At 69.9% G+C, this 17470-nt stretch carries 22 protein-coding genes; 13 read left to right on the top strand and 9 right to left on the bottom strand.

All coding sequences use genetic code 11. The annotated features are described in order from the left end of the window. Positions 1-14: 14 nt before the first annotated feature. The gene (locus tag AC1DF3_RS05505; RefSeq protein ID WP_286530289.1) at positions 15-218 is read right to left on the bottom strand and encodes a hypothetical protein; all 204 of its coding nucleotides are present in this window, start codon (positions 216-218) and stop codon (positions 15-17) included. A 359-nt stretch (positions 219-577) separates the two neighbouring features. Here AC1DF3_RS05505 and AC1DF3_RS05500 point away from each other — a divergent pair, with 359 nt between their 5' ends. From AC1DF3_RS05500 to AC1DF3_RS05490, 3 genes are all read left to right on the top strand, one after another. After that, positions 578-889 (top strand): plasmid stabilization protein, encoded by a 312-nt coding sequence (locus AC1DF3_RS05500; protein ID WP_478139118.1) that lies wholly within the window; start codon positions 578-580, stop codon positions 887-889. Between the two features lie 61 nt (positions 890-950). After that, entirely contained in the window at positions 951-1298 is a 348-nt protein-coding gene (locus AC1DF3_RS05495) for a type II toxin-antitoxin system prevent-host-death family antitoxin (RefSeq protein ID WP_478139049.1), read from the top strand. Then, a complete protein-coding gene (locus AC1DF3_RS05490; RefSeq protein WP_478139048.1) occupies positions 1298-1954 on the top strand; it encodes an ATPase in 657 nt (218 codons plus the stop codon). Before AC1DF3_RS05495 ends, AC1DF3_RS05490 begins: the two co-directional genes overlap by 1 nt. Positions 1955-1960: 6 nt before the next feature. On the opposite strand, the gene AC1DF3_RS05485 is transcribed toward AC1DF3_RS05490, so the two are convergent. Continuing rightward, on the bottom strand, positions 1961-3373 hold the full coding sequence (locus AC1DF3_RS05485) for a carotenoid oxygenase family protein (protein ID WP_478139047.1): 1413 nt from the start codon (positions 3371-3373) through the stop codon (positions 1961-1963). Between the two features lie 116 nt (positions 3374-3489). Between AC1DF3_RS05485 and AC1DF3_RS05480 the strand changes: the two genes are divergently transcribed. The 3 genes from AC1DF3_RS05480 (at position 3490) to AC1DF3_RS05470 (ending at position 7452) form a co-directional block, all read left to right on the top strand. Beyond that, the gene (locus AC1DF3_RS05480) at positions 3490-4140 is read left to right on the top strand and encodes a TetR/AcrR family transcriptional regulator (RefSeq protein ID WP_478139046.1); all 651 of its coding nucleotides are present in this window, start codon (positions 3490-3492) and stop codon (positions 4138-4140) included. A gap of 76 nt (positions 4141-4216) precedes the next feature. Further along, entirely contained in the window at positions 4217-6028 is a 1812-nt protein-coding gene (locus tag AC1DF3_RS05475; RefSeq protein ID WP_478139045.1) for an FAD-dependent oxidoreductase, read from the top strand. Further along, on the top strand, positions 6028-7452 hold the full coding sequence (locus tag AC1DF3_RS05470) for a cytochrome P450 (protein ID WP_286530300.1): 1425 nt from the start codon (positions 6028-6030) through the stop codon (positions 7450-7452). The genes AC1DF3_RS05475 and AC1DF3_RS05470 overlap by 1 nt, the downstream gene beginning before the upstream one ends. 4 nt (positions 7453-7456) lie before the next feature. On the opposite strand, the gene AC1DF3_RS05465 is transcribed toward AC1DF3_RS05470, so the two are convergent. Together AC1DF3_RS05465 and AC1DF3_RS05460 are read right to left on the bottom strand one after the other, a co-directional pair. Further along, positions 7457-7891, bottom strand: a complete 435-nt coding sequence (locus tag AC1DF3_RS05465; RefSeq protein WP_478139044.1) for a hypothetical protein — start codon at positions 7889-7891, stop codon at positions 7457-7459. Positions 7892-7897: 6 nt separating this feature from the next. After that, positions 7898-8680: an META domain-containing protein gene (locus AC1DF3_RS05460; RefSeq protein WP_478139043.1), complete on the bottom strand. Its 783-nt coding sequence runs from the start codon at positions 8678-8680 to the stop codon at positions 7898-7900. A 118-nt stretch (positions 8681-8798) separates the two neighbouring features. Between AC1DF3_RS05460 and AC1DF3_RS05455 the strand changes: the two genes are divergently transcribed. The 4 genes from AC1DF3_RS05455 to AC1DF3_RS05440 all read left to right on the top strand — a co-directional run bounded on the left by AC1DF3_RS05455 (position 8799) and on the right by AC1DF3_RS05440 (position 10713). Next, a complete protein-coding gene (locus AC1DF3_RS05455; RefSeq protein WP_286530303.1) occupies positions 8799-9629 on the top strand; it encodes a class I SAM-dependent methyltransferase in 831 nt (276 codons plus the stop codon). Positions 9630-9728: 99 nt separating this feature from the next. Then, positions 9729-10112, top strand: a complete 384-nt coding sequence (locus AC1DF3_RS05450) for a hypothetical protein (protein WP_286530304.1) — start codon at positions 9729-9731, stop codon at positions 10110-10112. Between the two features lie 11 nt (positions 10113-10123). Then, a complete protein-coding gene (locus AC1DF3_RS05445) occupies positions 10124-10360 on the top strand; it encodes a hypothetical protein (protein ID WP_301807619.1) in 237 nt (78 codons plus the stop codon). Continuing rightward, positions 10357-10713 carry an SH3 domain-containing protein gene (locus tag AC1DF3_RS05440; RefSeq protein WP_286530306.1) on the top strand — a complete coding sequence of 119 codons (357 nt, stop codon included), beginning with the start codon at positions 10357-10359 and terminating at the stop codon, positions 10711-10713. Before AC1DF3_RS05445 ends, AC1DF3_RS05440 begins: the two co-directional genes overlap by 4 nt. Positions 10714-10726: 13 nt before the next feature. Here the strand turns inward: AC1DF3_RS05440 and AC1DF3_RS05435 are convergent, their stop codons facing one another. The 3 genes from AC1DF3_RS05435 to AC1DF3_RS05425 all read right to left on the bottom strand — a co-directional run bounded on the left by AC1DF3_RS05435 (position 10727) and on the right by AC1DF3_RS05425 (position 12544). Then, positions 10727-11281 carry a hypothetical protein gene (locus AC1DF3_RS05435; RefSeq protein ID WP_478139042.1) on the bottom strand — a complete coding sequence of 185 codons (555 nt, stop codon included), beginning with the start codon at positions 11279-11281 and terminating at the stop codon, positions 10727-10729. 168 nt (positions 11282-11449) lie between these two features. Further along, positions 11450-11947 carry an H-NS family nucleoid-associated regulatory protein gene (locus tag AC1DF3_RS05430; protein WP_478139041.1) on the bottom strand — a complete coding sequence of 166 codons (498 nt, stop codon included), beginning with the start codon at positions 11945-11947 and terminating at the stop codon, positions 11450-11452. A 69-nt stretch (positions 11948-12016) separates the two neighbouring features. Further along, entirely contained in the window at positions 12017-12544 is a 528-nt protein-coding gene (locus tag AC1DF3_RS05425) for a PadR family transcriptional regulator (protein WP_286530313.1), read from the bottom strand. 86 nt (positions 12545-12630) lie between these two features. Here AC1DF3_RS05425 and AC1DF3_RS05420 point away from each other — a divergent pair, with 86 nt between their 5' ends. From AC1DF3_RS05420 to AC1DF3_RS05410, 3 genes are all read left to right on the top strand, one after another. Beyond that, on the top strand, positions 12631-14652 hold the full coding sequence (locus tag AC1DF3_RS05420) for an NADPH-dependent 2,4-dienoyl-CoA reductase (RefSeq protein WP_286530315.1): 2022 nt from the start codon (positions 12631-12633) through the stop codon (positions 14650-14652). 34 nt (positions 14653-14686) lie between these two features. Then, positions 14687-15127, top strand: a complete 441-nt coding sequence (locus AC1DF3_RS05415) for a nuclear transport factor 2 family protein (RefSeq protein ID WP_478139040.1) — start codon at positions 14687-14689, stop codon at positions 15125-15127. Between the two features lie 62 nt (positions 15128-15189). Further along, positions 15190-15690 carry an SET domain-containing protein gene (locus AC1DF3_RS05410; protein WP_301807641.1) on the top strand — a complete coding sequence of 167 codons (501 nt, stop codon included), beginning with the start codon at positions 15190-15192 and terminating at the stop codon, positions 15688-15690. A gap of 3 nt (positions 15691-15693) precedes the next feature. On the opposite strand, the gene AC1DF3_RS05405 is transcribed toward AC1DF3_RS05410, so the two are convergent. Beyond that, complete coding sequence (locus AC1DF3_RS05405; protein WP_286530319.1) at positions 15694-16332, bottom strand: ABC transporter ATP-binding protein; 639 nt, start codon at positions 16330-16332, stop codon at positions 15694-15696. Further along, a complete protein-coding gene (locus AC1DF3_RS05400; protein WP_478139039.1) occupies positions 16329-17453 on the bottom strand; it encodes a 3-deoxy-7-phosphoheptulonate synthase in 1125 nt (374 codons plus the stop codon). Before AC1DF3_RS05400 ends, AC1DF3_RS05405 begins: the two co-directional genes overlap by 4 nt. Positions 17454-17470 lie beyond the last annotated feature (17 nt).

The raw sequence follows: 17470 nt of genomic DNA, 5'->3' as shown, positions 1-17470 counted from the left end.
CCGATGGATTCGCCTCAGGCCTGGCGCTTTTCGATCCAATGGGTGGCCGGGCCATGCAGGCGATTGCCAAGCTCCACGGCCCGGACGAGCCTTTCCCTGTTGACGCGGTTGTCGGGGATCCACAGGTGATCGCATCCCCCGTCAGGCTCAAGGCCTTGGAACACTTCTTCTGAGCGGCGAAGCCTGATCTCGGTGAGTGCTCGCAACGTCGTCTTCACTGCAAAACTCCTCAAATAAGGAAGGTGCGCATCAACTCGCCATGCGCGTGGCACCGACATGGGGCGACATTCAGATGGCTCACAGTGGGCGGCGTCACGCACTGTCCACTGACGGCGCGCCGGTAACTGTAGGACCTCAGCCTGGCCTCGTGTCGGATGCGGTTCAGCGGCCAGCACGATAGCCGCAAATCCGGATTTCTCGCGCATTCGACACCTCGTGCCTTAAGCGCACCTGAACGCCGAATCGACCCATCGCGGCTCTGCCAGTCCGCTCTGACGCGGATCGCCTCTCGCCGCCTACCCGCAGGTGGCGCAGTGCGAGCAAGAAACGGGCCTTGCTCAACCAGAAGGAAGCGATCATGCCCAAGGGTGACAAGTCGTCCTACACGGACAAGCAAAAGCGCCAAGCCGAGCACATCGAGAAAGGCTTCGAACACCGCGGTGTCGGCAAGGGCGAGGCCGAACGGCGCGCCTGGGCGACGGTGAACGCCGAGACCGGGGGCGGCAAGAAAAGCGGCAGCGGACGCGGCAAAGCCGAAGACCACGCGCCGGCCCGCAAGGGCGGTCGATTGGGCGGTGCGGCGACGGCCTCGCGCTCTGCCGCGGAGCGCTCCGCGTCGGCAAGAAAGGCTGCCGCGACCCGCAAGCGCAACGCGGAACACCGCAGCTGAGCCTGCCAGCGTCACAATTTGTCTATTTTTGCCATAATGGCCACTCCACCCGGAGTCGCCCATGATCACCACCTTGCCCGCTCTCCACGACCTGCCGCGCCAGAACGCCTCGCAGGTCAAGAACAAGTGGGGCGAGGTCGTGCGCCAGGTTCGCCAGAGCGGCAGCGTGGCCATCACCAACCATGCCGCGGTCGAGATGGTGCTGCTCGACGCCGCGACCTACCAACAGCTGACCGAAGACCTGCAGACGCTCGGTGCCCGCGAGCAGACGGTGCTCGCGGAGCTGTCGGCCCGCTTCGACAGCCGCCTGGCCGTGCTGCAGCAGCCTGAGGCCGCCCAGCAGGTGGGCGATCTGTTCGCGGCCCGTGGCCGGTTGGCCCGGCGTCCGAAGGCCGGCGCCTCGCTCTGATGGCCGCCGCGGCCGGCGCGGCGCGGCCCTTCGTGCTGGTGCTGGCCGGCGTCAATGGCGCCGGCAAGAGTTCGGTCGGCGGCGCCCTGCTCGCCGAGCACGGCCTGGCTTGGTACAACCCCGACAGCTACGCGCGCGAACTGGTCGGCCAGCTCGGCCTCGAGGTCGAGGATGCCAACGGCCGCGCCTGGGAACATGGCCGCGCCCAGCTCGCCGCCGCCATCGACGGCCGCCGCAACCATGCCTTCGAGACCACGCTCGGCGCCAGCACCATCCCCGGACTGCTCGCGCTGGCCGCGCGCAGCCACGACGTGGTCATGATCTTCTGCGGCCTCGCCACGGCCGAGATGCACCTGCGGCGGGTCCAGGCCCGGGTGGCCGCCGGCGGCCACGACATCCCGGCCGGCAAGATCCGCGAGCGCTGGACCCGTTCGCGCATGAACCTGATCCGCCTGATGCCGCTGCTGGCCCGCCTGCAGGTCTTCGACAACAGCGCCGAGGCGGCGCCGGGCGAGGCGATTCCCGACCCGGTGCCGTTGCTCGAGATGTCCGGTGGCCGGCTGCTGTTCCCCGCCGCCGACGAGGCGGCGGCGCTGGCGGCGACGCCCGACTGGGCGCGGCCGATCCTGCAGGCGGCGATCGAGCAGCAGGGCTGAGCGCCCTCAGCGCGGGAAGTCGGCCCCGAACCAGTTGCCGTGGAAGCCGTCCGGCACCCGGTGCGGGAGCGACGCGATGCACAGCGGCCCGGCCGCCACGTGGCGGGCATCGAACACCGCCAGGTCGCTGGTGTGGGTCGCCCCGCGCCAGACGGTGGCGAGGATCCAGCCATCGCCCTCTTCCGCATCCGCGCCGCGCGGCACGAACACCGGCTCGGACATGCGGTCGGGCGGCTCGAAGGTGTAGACGTCGGGGCGCGGCGCGGCATGGTCGACGTGGACGAGGCGCGCCTGCATGCGCAGCAGGCCATCGGCGCCCGGCGCATGCCCGGCGAACCAGCCGTGGCGATAGGGCAGGCCGGCACGGCGTTCGTCGATGCGCGGGAACTCGCCCGGGATTTCTTCCAGCACCGTCTGGCTGAACTCGCGGCTGGCCTGCGCGAGGTCGAACTGCCAGCGCACCAGCCGCGCCGGCTCGCGCGCATCGCCGGCCGGCGAGCCGTCGGGCCACGGGAACAGCGGCGGCCGGGCGAACTGCATGACGTCGGCGAACACCCGGCCATCGGCCTCCCAGGCATTCATGACGTGGAACACGTAGCAGGCCGGGCCGTGCCACCAGACGATGTCGGCCGTGCTGCCGCCGCGCGGCATCAGGCCGACGCGGGTGCCGTACTCCGGCTCCCAGGCGAAAGGCGGGCGGCCGGACTGCGCCCGCTCGCGGCTGGCGGTCAAGGGCATGATGGGGAACAGCACATGGCCGGCGCTGACCGCGAAGTCGTGCACCATGCTGGCGTAGGGCGCCTCGAACTCCTCCCGCCGGATCACCTCGCCCGCGCGCGAGATCACGCCGAAGCTCATGCCGCTGGAGAGCGACTCGGGCGTGCCATAGCCGAAGAACAGCAGCTCGCCGGTGTGCGGATCGGTCTTGGGATGCGCCGTGACCCGGTGCTTCAGCCCGCCCGCGAAATCGTCGGGGCCCAGGGTCTCGAGCGTGGCGAGGTCGACCGCCATCGGCAGGTGTGCCTCTTCGAGCGCCAGCATGCGTCCGGCATGGCCGATCACGTTCGTGTTGGCCGCGCCGTCGTCGGCGATCGGTGCCTCGCCCTCGGGCAGCTCGATCTTCAGGCCGACGGTCGGGTTGCAGCCGGTGCGCCGCGCCAGCGCCCACTGGCCGGTGCGCACCCAGCGGTTGCGGTAGCCGACCCTGCCCTCGTCGATGTGGAACGCATGCAGCATGCCGTCGCCCGTGAACCAATGGGCGCGCGGATCCGGCACCACGGGATTGGGCCCGTTGCGCACCAGCGTGCCGCGCAGGCCTGCCGGCAAGGCGCCCCGCAGCGGCAGCGACGCGAGCTCGGTCTCGAAGTCGATCGGCATCATGTTGGGAGGCGGGCCGCGGCGGGGGGTGGCTTCGTCCATCGGGATCTCCTGGCGCTGGGATTATCTTTCCAATGGAAATATGCATGTGCGAATGCACACTGTCAATCTATTTTTCCAGTGTTAAGATTTTCCTCGACATCCGCTGCGCAGTTTCCATGGCCACCGCCTCCACCCCCGCTGTTCCAGAATCCAGGCCCTACCACCACGGCGGACTGCCGCTGACCCTGCTGGTGGCGGCCGAAACGGTACTGGTGCGGGACGGCATCGCCGGCCTGGGCCTGCGGGCCATCGCGCGCGAGGCGGGGGTGTCGCACACTGCGCCCAGACACCACTTCGGCGACACCACGGGCTTGCTGAGCGATCTGGCGGCGGTCGGCTTCCAGCGCCTGCGCGACGCGATGCTGGCGGCCATGGACGGCGTCGCCGACCGGCGCGAGCGCCGCCACGCCATCGCCCATGCCTATGTGCACTTCGCGCACGACAACCCCGCGCTGTTCGGCCTGATGTTCCGCAACGAGATCATCGACATGCGCCGGCCCTCGCTGTCGCAGGCCGCGAAAGCCGCGATGCAGGTGATGGCGCCGACCATCGGCGAGGCGCCCTCCGCCGGCGCGGACGCGCTCTCGGCGTCGGACGCGATGCGGGTGACCGCGGCCTGGGCCTATGTGCATGGCCTCGCGACGCTGCTCATCGACCAGCGGCTGCACGGCGTGCTCAAGGCTTCCCCCGGTTTCCGCGACCCGCTGGCGCTGGTCGACGCGGTGCTCGAGAACGTGGCCCTGGCCGCGGAACCGGCGTCCCGCTGAAGGCAAGACGTCGCACCGCGTGTTCGGCATACTTCAGCCCGCCCGACCCATGCAGTCCTCGACCAAGGCATTCCCCATGCGCAGAAGACGTCTGGTGCAACTCGCCGCCGCGACCCCTTTCGCCACCCCCTGGGGTCTGCTGGCGCCAGCACGCGCGGCCGCCGCGGCCGGCCGGGTGCGACCGGGCGACCCCGACTGGCCGAGCGACGCGCAATGGCAGCGCTTCGGCGAACGGTTGGGCGGCGACGCGCTGGTCAAGGTGCAGTCGCCGTTCACGCCCTGCCTCGAGGCACCCGCCGGACCGGCATGCATGCAGTTCTTCAAGGCGGTGCGCAACCCCTATTTCCTCGGCGACGAGATCGGCCTGACGCAGACCCTCGGCTGGGTCGGCGCCTGGACCTCCAGCCCGAGCGTCCACGCGGTGGCCGCGCGCAGCACCGCCGACGTTGCCGCCGCGATCGACTTCGCGCGCGACCATCGGCTGCGGCTGGTGGTCAAGGGCGGCGGCCACAGCTACCAAGGCACCTCCAGCGCGCCCGATTCCCTGCTGGTCTGGACCCGCCGGATGAAACAGGTCCTGCTCCATGACGCCTTCGTCGGCAAGGGCTGCGAAGGCCGGGCGGCGCCGGTGCGGGCCGTCTCTGTCGGCGCCGGCGCGGTCTGGGCCCATGTCTATGACGCGGTCACCACCCGCGGCGGCGGCTACGTGCAGGGCGGCGGCTGCATGACGGTCGGCGTCGCCGGTCTGGTGCAGAGCGGGGGCTTCGGGAGCTTCTCGAAGGCCTACGGCCTGGCCTCGGGCAGCCTGCTGGAGGCCGAGGTGGTCACCGCCGACGGCCAGGTGCGGATCGCCAACGCCTGCAGCGAGCCGGAGCTGTTCTGGGGCCTCAAGGGCGGCGGTGGCGGCAGCCTCGGCGTGGTCACCCGCCTGACCTTGAAGGTGCATGCGCTCCCCGAATCATTCGGTGCGGTCAACCTCACGATCAAGGCTTCATCGGCGCCGGCCTTTCGCCGCCTGGTCGGCCTGGTCGTCGACTTCTATGCCGCCGCGCTGCACAACCCGCACTGGGGCGAACAGATCCGCCTGCGGCCCGACAACACGCTGCGCGTCGCGATGGTGTTCCAGGGCCTGTCTCGCGCCGAGGCCCAGGCCGTCTGGAAGCCCTTTCTCGATGCCGTCGACGCCGCGCCCGAGGCCTTCGAGACCGAGTACTCGCCGCTCAGGATCGTCTCGACCTCGGCGCGCGATTTCTGGTCCCCGACGCTGTTCAAGCGCATGTTCGGCTTCATCAGCACCGACGACCGGCCCGGCGCGCCGGACGGCAACGTGTTCTGGCCGGGCGACCAGCGCCAGGCCGGCCAGGTGCTGCACGGCTACCAGTCGGCCTGGCTGCCGGCGGCGCTGCTGCAGCCGGAGCGGCGCAGCGCCCTGTGTGACGCGTTGTTCGCCGCCAGCCGGCACTGGGGGGTGTCGCTGCACATCAACAAGGGACTGGCCGGCGCACCGGCCGAGGCCCTGGCCGCCGCCCGCGACACCGCGATGAACCCGGCCGTGCTCGACGCCTTCGCGCTTGCGATCGGCGGCGCCGACGGGCCGCCGGCCTTTCCCGGCGTCGCGGGGCACGAGCCCGACGCCGCGATGGCACAGCGCCAGGCGGCGGCGATCGGCCGGGCTTTCGACGAACTGCGCCGGCTGGTCCCGCAACCCGGCTCCTACCTGTCGGAGAGCAACTACTTCGAGCCCGACTGGCAGCGTTCCTTCTGGGGCGGCAACTATCCGCGGCTGCTCGCGGCCAAGGAACGCTACGACCCCGACGGCCTCTTCTTCGTCCACCACGGCGTCGGCAGCGAGCGCTGGAGCGCCGACGGATTCACAAGGAAAGCATGATGGAAACCACGGCCCTGCGCCACATCGACGACCTGCCGGGACCCCGCGGCGCCCCGCTGATCGGCAACCTGCTGCAGATCGACACCTCGCGCATGCACCAGCAGCTGGAGCAGTGGTGCCGCGAATTCGGTCCCTTCTTCAAGCTTCGGATGGGGCGCCGCAGGCTGCTCATCGTCGGCGACCACGAGGCGGTGGCCACCACGCTGCGCGACCGCCCCGACGGCTTCAAGCGCACCACCCGCTTCGAGGCCGTGGCCAGCGAGATGGGGCTGAAGCCGGGAGTCTTCGGCGCCAACGGCGAAGACTGGCGGCGGCAGCGGCGCATGGTGATGGCCAGCTTCGATCCGGCGCACGTGCGGCACTATTTCCCCTCGTTGCAGAAGGTCGCCGAGCGGCTGGTCGGCCGATGGCAGGCGGCCGCCCGACGCGGCGACGCGATCGACCTCCAGCCTGACCTGATGCGCTACACCGTCGACACGATCGCCGGGCTCGCGTTCGGCGCCGAGGTCAACACGCTGGAGTCCGACGGCGACGTGATCCAGCAGCACCTCGACAAGATCTTCCCGGCCCTCGTGCGCCGCATGCTGGCGCCGCTGCCGACCTGGCGCCTGCTGCCCAGCCGGGCCGACCGCGAGCTCAAGCACGGCGTGGAGGCGGTCAACGAGGCGGTGGCGCAGTTCATCGCCGACGCGCGCGGCCGGATGGCGGCCGACCCGGCGCTGCGCACCCACCCGACCAACCTGCTCGAAGCGATGATCGCGGCCGCCGACCAGCCCGGCAGCGGCATCACCGACCTGCAGGTGGCGGGCAACGTGTTCACGATGCTGCTGGCCGGCGAGGACACGACCGCCAACACCATCGCCTGGATGATCGACCTGCTGTGGCGCCATCCGGCGGCGCTGAAGCGCGCCACCGACGAGGTGCGCGGCCTGCTTGGCGACACGCGCTGCCCGAGCTTCGACCAGCTCGCGCAGCTCGATTACGTCGAGGCCTGCGCGCACGAGACGATGCGCCTCAAGCCGGTGGCGCCGATCCTCGCCTTGCAGGCCGAGCGCGACACCCGGGTCGGCGACGTGCAGGTGCCGACCGGCACGGTGGTGATCAACCTGATGCGCGTCGACAGCGTCAGCGACGCCCACCTGTCGAGCGCTTCGGCCTTCGAGCCGGAGCGCTGGCTCGCCGAGGGGCCGGCCGCCGCCGTGGCCGGCAATGCGAAGCGCATCTCGATGCCCTTCGGTGCCGGACCCCGCATGTGCCCGGGCCGCTACCTCGCACTGCTCGAAATGAAGATGGCCATGGCGCAGCTGCTGAACTGCTTCGACATCACCAGTGTCGAGACGCCCGACGGCCAGCCGGCGCGCGAGCATCTCGCCTTCACGATGACCCCGGTAGGTCTTCGGATGCGGCTGCGCGCGCGCGGCTGATTGCTCAGGGCTTCTGGCGTTCCGGCGCGTCGGCGTTGCCGCCGCGCGAGAACGTGCCTTCCTTGTTGGCCGCCGCATTCGCGGAGCGGCGCTTGGCGGTGGCGGCCTGGCGCTCGGCGCGCGGGTGCGAGGGCGCGGTCAGGGGATTGGCCTGGGCCTCGCCCATCTGCGGGCCGCGCGCGGCCTGGCCACCGCTCGCGCGCCGCTCGGTGCGTGCTTCGGAGCGCTCCGCCGGCGTCGTCTTCGCCGCCGGCGGCGCCTTGCCTTGAGCGGGATCGACTTCGCCGCTGCTCTGCGCCATTGCCGCGCCAGCGATCAGTTGGATCAAAGCTGCACCGACCAGGGGAACGATTTTTCTCATGCAAACCTTCATGTGTTGAAAACCACCCGCGAATTTGCAGGTCATGGCATGGTGCCAAGTCCGCCAGGTGATGTCCATTCGGGCCTACTCGCGGCTCCCGATCAGTGTCCGCTCGCCGTCCGGCCGATGCATGTCGAGGAAGGCGCCGCTGAAGGCCCAGGTCGTGGTCGACCTGAGTGCCGCGATGAACTCGCGCTCCTGCTGCATCACGCCCTCCCCGGGGCAGGTCCTGCGCGTGGTGGCCACCGGCCCGACGCTGACCTGGCCGCCGTTGACGCTGTAGCTGGCGCGCAGGCTGTTGCAACCGCCGAAGCCCTTGACGACGCCATCGCCGAAGGCCAGCGTCAGCGTGGTGCCGGCCAGCGGGCTCACGACCGCCTGCCGCCCGTTGTTGAAGCCGGTGATGTTCGAGCGCAGACCGACCAGCGCCGGCGCCGGTTCGGCCTTGAAGGCCAGCACGGCTTCTCCGTGATCCGAGAGCAGGCTCAGCCGGTCATCGGTGCGCACCGGCCGGAACGCGCCCGCCAGCGCCCGGTGCACGGCCGTCTCCAGCGCCATCGACGCCGGATCGCAGGCCATCATGGAGCCGGCCAGCGGTCCGATCACGAGGCGGCCCTGCTTGAAGGCATAGCTGCCGAAGTAGCGGTTGCAGCCCGAGAAGCCATCGACGCGGCCGTCCTTGAAGCGGGCCGTGACCGAGCCCGGACCGCTCGGCAGCGCCGCGGCATCGATGCCGCGCAGGTCGGTGAGGCGCCAGGTCGGACCCTCGATGGTCGGGGGCGCGGCGGCCAGCGGCTGCGCCCCGCAGGCCACGCCCGCGGCGAGCACCGCCGTCGAGGTCAGAGCACGGGTGAATGGCTTCGTCATTTCGCTTTTCCATGACATTCGAGGGTTCGGACCGGCATCTTAGTCAGGCCGTGCAGCGACGGCTCGACTCCCCTCGATAGGGGACGACGATCTCATCCCGAGACGCCCCAATGATGTCATGCAGGAGACTTCGCAGCGACGGCGCAAGGTGCGCGAACTGGCGGCCACGGATGTGGCCAGGCTTTGGGAAGACAACGCCGATGCGTGGGCTCGACAGGCCCGGCTCGGCGTCGACGTCTTCCGCGACCTCCTCAACACGCCCGCCTTTCTCGCGCTGCTGCCGCCGATCGCCGGCCTGCGCGGCCTGGACGTCGGTTGCGGCGAAGGCGCCAACACGCGGCAGCTTGCCGGGCTCGGCGCGAAGATGTCGGCCGTCGACATCGCACCCACCTTCGTGCGCTACGCGCAGGCCAGCGAAGCCTGCGACCCGCTCGGCATCGACTACGCCATCGGCGACGCGATGCAGCTGCCGTTCGACGATGGCGCCTTCGAATTCGTCACCGCCTTCATGTCCCTGATGGACATGCCGGACCCGGGACGCGCACTGCGGGAGATTCGCCGCGTACTGCAGCCCGGTGGCTTCGTGCAGTTCTCCATCCTGCATCCGTGCTTCGTGCCGCCGCGCCGCAGGGTGCTGCGCAATCGCAAGGGCAAGGCGCGCGCGATCGAGATCGGCGACTACTTCGAATCGACCGAGGGACGCGTGGACTGCTGGTGGTTCTCGACGCTCACAGGCAAGGAACGCCACGAGGTCGCGCCCTTTCGAACGCCGATCTTCCACCGCACGCTGAGCCAGTGGTTCGACCTTCTTGCCGCGGCCGGGCTGGTCGTCGAGAAGCTGGGCGAGCCCACGGCCGGCACGGGCCCGCATGCGAACCATCCCGTGATCGAAGACACCCGCGTGGCGCCGATGTCGCTGCACGTGCGCGCCCGGCGCACCGGCGACTGATCGCCTCGGCGACCCTTCTTCGATGTGTTTGACAGGCGTCGAAACCCCAGCGCAATATCGACGCCGACCCGCATCCAACGTCCACTTGAGGAGAACGCGATGACACTGAAACTTCGGCTGCGTGCGACGCTGGCCGCCACCTGCATGTCATTGGCGATGGCGGCCTTGCCCGCCCGCGCCGCCGATCTGCCGCTGGTCACCGGCGAGCAATGGACCGCCTCGAGCGAGGCCGTCAAGAAAGCCTACCTGGTCGGCATCGCCAACCTGGTGCAGGTCCAGACCGCGTACTTCGCCGCCAACCCGCCGACCGATGCGCAGAACTTCGTGCCGCGCCTCGCCAGGGGCATGCAGGGCCAGACGCTCGACAGCGTGCGCGAAGGCCTCGACCGCTGGTATGCGGCCAACCCGACCAAGCTGAAGCGGCCGGTGCTCGACACCCTCTGGTTCGAGATGGCCCTGCCCGGCCTGCAGAAGAACAAGTAACGGAGAGCGACATGAAACGACTTCACTGGATGGCGATCGTCTCGGCGATCGCGCTGATGGCAGGCTGCACCGACATGACGCCGCAGCAACAGGGAACCATGAGCGGGGCGGCGATCGGCGCGGCGGGCGGCGCCGGCATCGCGGCCATCTCGGGCGGCGACGCCTGGACCGGTGCCGCCATCGGCGGCCTCGCCGGCGGCGTGGCCGGCAACATCAGGGGCGGCAGGCAGCAGCAGATGGGCTGGTGAGGCCGGTGGCGGCGCCGCAGGCCAAGCGCTTCGTCCTGGCGGCACTGCTGCTGCTGCCGCTGTCGGCGCTCGCGCTGAGCACTTCGACCACGCGCGCAGTCAACATGCGCACCGGGCCCGATCGCTTCTTCGAAGTCATGACGGTGCTGCCCGCACGCACCTCGGTCCGGGTGACGGGCTGCATCGCCAGTTGGCGCTGGTGCCAGGTGGTCACGCGGCGTCACCGGGGCTGGGTGGATTCACGCTACCTGCAGGATCCGGTTCGCGGACGGGTCCCGGTCGTCGACGACCGGGGATCGTCGCGGCCACCGCCGGCGCGGCAGAGAGACACGCCGGTCCGGCCCGCCGGCTAGCCAGCCGCCGGACTCAGCGCTCGACGCGCGGCTTCAAGGTCGTGAAGTCGAGGAACGCCGTCTGCTCGAAAGACTCGTCCCGCTCGGGTGCCGGCTCCGGCTTGGCGAAATCCATGAAATCGGTCGGCTCGAAGCTGATGTCGCGGCGGGGCGCAACCGGCGCCCGCGCATGCCGCTCCTTGGCACTCTCGCGCAGCCGGGCGAGGTCGGCGCGGACCTCCTCGAGCGAACGCATGGTCTTGGCCGGCGACTGCGCTTCGGCTGCCTTGGCCACGATCGGCGCCGCAGCCACGGCAGGCACCGGAGCGGGGACGACGGGCATGACAACCGCCGGCACGTCGACCGGCTTCGGCGCCTCGCGCACCGGCATCGACGCATCGGACGCGATCGGCATCGGCCGGGAGGCCACCGTCCTCGGCGGTGTCGGCATCGGCGTCTCGGGCCGCAGCCGCGGTGCGGCCGACGCCACCACGCGCGGCGCCGAACGCACCGTCCGGCGCCGGCCGAACAGGAGCCGAAGGCGACTGCGGAGTCGATGCAATGTTCCGAGGAAGGGCGTAGCTTTCATGGGGCGGGGCGAGCGGGATTGAAGCGATTGTGAAACGACCTCAATGAAGCCGAAAGAGTTACAACTCGCTGTATACCGTGATTTGCGCACAAATGCACGGAACCGTTCAGGACTCTGTCGCCTTTCGCGCGACAAGTGCCACCCCCGCGTCCCCGGAACGCCGTCCGGTCAGCCGGCCAGGTCGCTCAGGGTCTTGCCTTGGGCCAGCGCTTCCTTGAGCCAACGGGGCTGCGGACCCCGGCCGGTCCACGAATGGCCGGCATCGTCGCGGTAGACCACGGTCGACGGGCGGCGCTGCGCGCGGGCCGCCTTCCCGGCAGGTGGCGCGGCTTTTGCGGGCGCGCCCGAGACCCGGAAGTCATCGAGGGCGCGGCCGGCCGCCAGTGCCTCGCGCAGCCAGCGGGGACGGGGGCCGCGTCCCGACCAGTCGCGGCCGGCACCGTCGCTGTAGCGGGTCCCCGTCGCACTCGACTTCCTGCTGCCCCGCGCCGCCTTGGGGCTGGCACCCGAGCCGCCGCCGAAGCCCAATTGCTGCGCAGTCAATCCGTAGTGGGAGATCGCGACCTTGATCCGATCGATCACGCCGGCGACCTCCTTGTCGCGCAGACTGTCGGCCTGGCGCTGAAGCAATGCGATCTTCTTTTGAATCTGAGCGTATGTCGTCATAGGCACTACTACCCTGTGATTGAGAAAGGAGCCATAGCTTAGTCCCTGTGCCGCCCGGGCCGATTCCGCCTACCTGCCGAGCACCTTCAAGGCGTTCTTCGACCACTCGACCCACATGCTCTCCAGCAAGATTCCGGCCTGCAGCACCAGGTGCTGCACCTGCCTCTGGCGCGAGTCCGCGGTGTCGGCGAAATCACGTGCTTCGATCTCGCGATAGACCGAGAGATTGCGCCGATGGATCGCCAGCCGCCGGACGATCTCCTTGTCGAGTCCGGTCGCCCCCAGTGCGGCGTCGGCGCGCAGGCGGACCATCAAGGTGTCGCGCAAGGGCGTGGGGTCTTCGATCTCGAGCACCCAGCGCTTCAGTTCCTTGCGCCCGGCGGGAAGGATCTTGTAGGTGCGCTTGCGGCCCCTGCCCTGCTCGGCCGGTAACGACTGCACCCAGCCCGAATCTTCGAGCCGCGCGAGCTCACGGTAGATCTGCTGGTGCGTGGCCTGCCAGAAATAGGCGATGGACCGGTCGAAGCGGCCCGCGAGTTCGGACCCGGATCCGGGCCGCTCGACCAGCGCGGTCAACAAGGCGTGGGGCAATGACATCGAGCGCGATTGTAAATGCAACCAGTTGCATGAACGAGCGAACTCGGGCATATTTATGCAACCCGTTGCATAGACATGAGACCCCGATGAACCACTACCCCCACCTGATGAAGCCGATGGAGCTGGGCTTCACCTCGCTCAAGAACCGCGTGCTCATGGGCTCGATGCACGTCGGCCTCGAAGAAGCCCCGCAGGGCTTCGAGCGCATGGCGGCCTTCTATGCCGAGCGCGCGCGCGGCGAGGTCGGCCTGATCGTGACCGGCGGCATCTCGCCCAACGAGCGCGGCCGCCCGATGAAGCACGGCGCGGTGCTCGCCACCGAGCAGGAGGCCGATCGCCACCGCCTCATCACGCAGGCGGTGCATGCCGAAGGCGGCCGGATCGCGATGCAGATCCTGCACTTCGGCCGCTATTCGTACCAGCCTTCGCTGGTGGCGCCGAGTGCGCTGCAGGCGCCCATCAACCCCTTCGTGCCGCATCCATTGAGCAGCGAGGAGGTCGAACAGACGATCGAGGACTTCGTGCAGTGCGCCGCACTCGCGCGGCACGCGGGCTACGACGGCGTCGAGATCATGGGCTCCGAGGGCTACCTGATCAACGAGTTCATCGCGGCCCGCACCAACCACCGCGACGACGAATGGGGCGGCGACTACGCCCGGCGGATGCGCTTTCCGGTGGAGATCGTGCGCCGGGTGCGCGAACGGGTCGGCGAGCGCTTCATCATCGTCTACCGGCTCTCGATGCTCGACCTGGTCGAGGGCGGCTCGACGCTGGCCGAAGTCATCGAACTGGCCCAGGCGATCGAGCGGGCCGGCGCCACCATCATCAACACCGGCATCGGCTGGCACGAGGCGCGCATCCCGACGATCGCCACCAAGGTGCCGCGCGGCGCCTACGCCTGGGTCACCCAGCGGCTGATGGGCAAGGTCGGCATCCCGCTGGTGGCGACCAACCGCATCAACACGCCCGAAGTCGCCGAGCGTCTGCTGGCCGAAGGCTGCTGCGACATGGTCTCGATGGCCCGGCCGCTGCTCGCCGATGCCTTCTTCGTGCGCAAGGCGCGCGAGGGCCGCGGCGACGAGATCAACACCTGCATCGGCTGCAACCAGGCCTGCCTCGATCACACCTTCGCGGGCAAGATCACCTCGTGCCTGGTCAACCCGCGTGCCTGCCACGAGACCGAACTGCGGATCGATGCGACGCCCCAGCCCAGGCGCATCGCCGTCGTCGGCGCCGGGCCGGCCGGCCTGAGTTTCGCGGTGACCGCCGCCGAGCGGGGCCACGCGGTGACGCTGTTCGAATCCGCGGGCGAGATCGGCGGCCAGTTCAACATCGCCAGGAAGGTGCCCGGCAAGGAGGAGTTCAACGAGACGCTGCGCTACTTCCGGCGCCAGATCGAACTTCGCGGGGTGCAATTGCGATTGAACACGCGGGTCGGGGCGGAGGCGCTGAAGAACGGCGGCTTCGACGACATCGTGCTGGCCACCGGCATCGTGCCGCGGGTGCCGGCGATCGAGGGCATCGACCATCCGAAGGTGCTCGGCTACCTCGACGTGCTGCGCGACGGCAGGGAAGTGGGCGACAGCGTGGCGGTGGTCGGCGCCGGCGGCATCGGCTTCGACGTCAGCGAGTTCCTGCTGCACGAAGGCGAAAGCCCGAGCATGGCGCCCGAGAAGTTCTACGCCGAGTGGGGCGTCGACACCGCCTACGCCGAGCCCGGCGGCCTGCGCGCCCCGCGGATGGCGCAGGCGCCGCGCAAGGTCGCGCTGCTGCAGCGCAAGGAGAGCAAGGTCGGCGACCAGCTCGGCAAGACCACCGGCTGGATCCACCGGACCTCGCTCAAGGCCAGGCGCGTGTCGATGACGCCCGGCGTCGGCTACCGGCGCATCGACGATGCCGGCCTGCACATCACGGTCGACGGCCAGGACCGCCTGATCGCCGCCGACCACGTGGTGATCTGCGCCGGGCAGGAGCCGCAGCGCGAGCTCTACCAGGAACTGCAGGCGCAGGGCTTGCGCGTGCACCTGATCGGCGGCGCCGACGTGGCCACCGAACTCGACGCCAAGCGCGCCATCGACCAGGGCACGCGGCTGGCCGCGAGCATCTGATCCGTTTCACGAGCCTCAGGACAGGAGACTCTCGATGACTTCGAACCTCACCCGGCTGAAGCCGGCCGTCGCCACCTCCCTCGCCGCCTGGCACGACATGATCGCCCGCCGCGACCTGAGCCAGCTGGCGACCATCGTGCATCCCGATGCATCGTTCCGCTCGCCGATGGCGTTCAACGCGTATGCGCCGGCCGAAGCCGTGCTGCTGGTGCTCGGCACCGTCATCGACGTGTTCGAGGACTTCGCCTACCACCGCGAGCTGGCCAGCGACGACGGCCTGAACGTGGTGCTGGAGTTCAGCGCCCGCGTCGGCGACAAGAAGCTCAAGGGCATCGATCTGGTCCGGTTCGACGAAGACGGAAAGATCGTCGAGTTCGAGGTCATGGTGCGGCCGCTGAGCGGCCTGCAGGCGCTCGGGCAGGCCATGGGCGAGCGCCTCGGCGCCAAGCTGCCGGCGTTCAAGAGCCCGGCCTGAGCGGGTACGATGCGGGCCCGCGGCGCTCCTGCGCTCCGCACTCGCCCTCCGACCCGCCCGCCATGACCGCCGCCAGAAAGCCCGCTTCCTCCACGCCTTGCCTGCGGGTGTCGCCCAGCGGCGTCCACGGACTCGGCGCCTTCGCCACCCGGGACCTGCCCGCCCAGGCCCTGCTGGGCCTCTACGAGGGCCGCCGCTATACCGCCGAACAGGTCGCCGCCCGCAAGTGGAACGACCAGCTCACCTATCTGTTCATGCTCTCCAACGAGGAGATCATCGACGGCGGCAAGGGCGGCAACGCCACCCGCCACCTGAACCATTCGTGCAACCCGAACTGCGAGGCGGTGGAGGAATACGACGAGGCGGGCCGCCTCGAGCTCAGGTTCCAGACCCTGGTGCCGGTGGAGGCCGGCGACGAGCTCTTCATCGACTACGGCCTCACGGCCGACGACGGCTCATCGCCTGCGGACTATCCGTGCCACTGCGGTGCCGAGAACTGCCGCGGCACGATGCTGGACCTGGCGCCCGAAGCCGAGCCGCATCCCGGCCTGGTGGCGCGATAGCGTTCAGCGCAACGGCAGCGCGAGGGTCGCGGCCAGCGGCAGCGCATCGATGCGTTCGCCGCTCGCGACCACGACGGCCCGGCCCTGCGACACCTCTGCCAGGGTGCGCCAGAGGCAGCGGATCGAGGCCGCATCGAGACCGCCGGTCGGCTCGTCGAGCAGCAGCAGCGGCCGGCTCGACGCCAGCGCGGCCGCCAGCCAGACCTTGCGCTTCGAGCCGGTCGACAGCATGAACATCGACTTCTCGAGGTGCGGCGCGAGTGCGAACCCGTCGACCACGCGCTGCCAGAGTGCCGCGTCGAAGCCGGCGTCGCCCTCGCGCAGCGCGGCCGTGCACGCAGACACCGTCAATGGATCGAAGGCGTCGGTCGCAGGATCGACGAAGAAGACGCTGCGGCGATAGCGCTCGGGGTCTTGGTCCAGCCGGACGCCGTCCAGACTCAATTGACCGCGCGCGGCCAGGGTCCCGGCCAGCACCCGCAACAAGGTGGACTTGCCGCTGCCGGTGTCGCCGTGCAGCAGCGTCACGCCGGCGCCGATCGACGCCGCCCACCCCGTGGCGAGCGCCGGCTGGCCCGGATAGGCGAAGCCGAGATCGCGGATGTCGAGCACCGGTCGCTCGCCGGCCTGCTCGCGCGTCACGCTTTCGACAGGCGCCGCCGCGCCTTGACCGCGCTCGCCAGCCCTTCGAGCACCGGCACCGTCTGCGCGAAGCCGATGCAGGCATCGGTGATCGAGACGCCGTGCTTGAGCGGGACGCCCGGCTTCAGGTCCTGCCGGCCTTCTTCGAGATGGCTCTCGATCATCACGCCGGTGATGCGGCGCTCGCCGGCCGCGATCTGCGCCGCCACGTCACCGGCCACCACGATCTGCCGCTGGTGCTGCTTGCTGCTGTTGCCATGCGAGACGTCGATCATGACCTGGGGCCGGAGGCCGTTCGCCAGCAGCGCCTCGCAGCTGGCCGCCACGTCGGCGGCCGAATAGTTGGGGGCCTTGCCGCCGCGCAGGATCACGTGGCAGTCGTCGTTGCCGCGGGTCTCGAAGATCGCCGCCATGCCCATCTTGGTCATGCCCATGAAGGCATGCGGCGCGCGGGCCGCGAGGATGGCGTCGGCCGCGACCTTGACGCTGCCGTCGGTGCCGTTCTTGAAGCCGACCGGGCAGCTCAGGCCCGAGGCCAGCTGGCGATGGCTCTGGCTCTCGGTGGTGCGCGCGCCGATGGCACCCCAGGCGATCAGGTCGGCAATGAACTGCGGGCTCAGCAAGTCGAGGAACTCGGTACCGGTCGGCAGGCCCAGGGTGGTGAGTTCGAGCAGCAGGCGCCGCGCGCGCTCCAGGCCCTCGTTGATCGCGAAGCTGCCGTCCAGGTGCGGGTCGTTGATGTAGCCCTTCCAGCCCACGGTGGTGCGCGGCTTCTCGAAGTAGGCGCGCATCACGATCAGCAGGTCGTCCTGCAGCGAATCGGCCACCACCTTGAGGCGCTGCGCGTATTCGATCGCCTGGTCGTGGTCATGGATCGAGCAGGGGCCGACCACGACCACCAGCCGGTCGTCGCGACCGTGCAGCACGTCGGCGATCGCGGCGCGGCTGCCCTCGACCAGCGCCAGCGTGTTGTCGCGCACCGGCACGCGCTCCTGCAGCAGCGCGGGGGTCATGAGCGGGCGCACGGCGCCGATGCGCACGTCGTCGATCCGGGTGGTATCGAGGGTGCTGTCGCGGGAGCCGATTTCGGCATCGTGGAGGGGATCGTCGAGACGGGACATGGTCGTGGCTGTGATTT

It is taken from the genome of Variovorax sp. 10N432 (assembly GCF_056394465.1).
Note: the sequence above shows the minus strand (reverse complement) of the source record. Positions and strands in the feature narration are given on the sequence as shown.

Excerpts from the sequence above, each read along its gene's own strand:
- AC1DF3_RS05410 (WP_301807641.1), top strand. The coding sequence starts at position 15,190 with ATGACCGCCGCCAGAAAGCCCGCTTCCTCCACGCCTTGCCTGCGGGTG.
- AC1DF3_RS05420 (WP_286530315.1), top strand. The coding sequence starts at position 12,631 with ATGAACCACTACCCCCACCTGATGAAGCCGATGGAGCTGGGCTTCACC.
- AC1DF3_RS05415 (WP_478139040.1), top strand. The coding sequence starts at position 14,687 with ATGACTTCGAACCTCACCCGGCTGAAGCCGGCCGTCGCCACCTCCCTC.
- AC1DF3_RS05450 (WP_286530304.1), top strand. The coding sequence starts at position 9,729 with ATGACACTGAAACTTCGGCTGCGTGCGACGCTGGCCGCCACCTGCATG.
- AC1DF3_RS05470 (WP_286530300.1), top strand. The coding sequence starts at position 6,028 with ATGGAAACCACGGCCCTGCGCCACATCGACGACCTGCCGGGACCCCGC.
- AC1DF3_RS05490 (WP_478139048.1), top strand. The coding sequence starts at position 1,298 with ATGGCCGCCGCGGCCGGCGCGGCGCGGCCCTTCGTGCTGGTGCTGGCC.
- AC1DF3_RS05460 (WP_478139043.1), bottom strand. The coding sequence starts at position 8,680 with ATGACGAAGCCATTCACCCGTGCTCTGACCTCGACGGCGGTGCTCGCC.
- AC1DF3_RS05475 (WP_478139045.1), top strand. The coding sequence starts at position 4,217 with ATGCGCAGAAGACGTCTGGTGCAACTCGCCGCCGCGACCCCTTTCGCC.
- AC1DF3_RS05430 (WP_478139041.1), bottom strand. The coding sequence starts at position 11,947 with ATGACGACATACGCTCAGATTCAAAAGAAGATCGCATTGCTTCAGCGC.
- AC1DF3_RS05465 (WP_478139044.1), bottom strand. The coding sequence starts at position 7,891 with ATGGACATCACCTGGCGGACTTGGCACCATGCCATGACCTGCAAATTC.
- AC1DF3_RS05455 (WP_286530303.1), top strand. The coding sequence starts at position 8,799 with ATGCAGGAGACTTCGCAGCGACGGCGCAAGGTGCGCGAACTGGCGGCC.
- AC1DF3_RS05500 (WP_478139118.1), top strand. The coding sequence starts at position 578 with ATGCCCAAGGGTGACAAGTCGTCCTACACGGACAAGCAAAAGCGCCAA.
- AC1DF3_RS05495 (WP_478139049.1), top strand. The coding sequence starts at position 951 with ATGATCACCACCTTGCCCGCTCTCCACGACCTGCCGCGCCAGAACGCC.
- AC1DF3_RS05445 (WP_301807619.1), top strand. The coding sequence starts at position 10,124 with ATGAAACGACTTCACTGGATGGCGATCGTCTCGGCGATCGCGCTGATG.
- AC1DF3_RS05425 (WP_286530313.1), bottom strand. The coding sequence starts at position 12,544 with ATGTCATTGCCCCACGCCTTGTTGACCGCGCTGGTCGAGCGGCCCGGA.
- AC1DF3_RS05480 (WP_478139046.1), top strand. The coding sequence starts at position 3,490 with ATGGCCACCGCCTCCACCCCCGCTGTTCCAGAATCCAGGCCCTACCAC.
- AC1DF3_RS05435 (WP_478139042.1), bottom strand. The coding sequence starts at position 11,281 with ATGAAAGCTACGCCCTTCCTCGGAACATTGCATCGACTCCGCAGTCGC.
- AC1DF3_RS05400 (WP_478139039.1), bottom strand. The coding sequence starts at position 17,453 with ATGTCCCGTCTCGACGATCCCCTCCACGATGCCGAAATCGGCTCCCGC.
- AC1DF3_RS05485 (WP_478139047.1), bottom strand. The coding sequence starts at position 3,373 with ATGGACGAAGCCACCCCCCGCCGCGGCCCGCCTCCCAACATGATGCCG.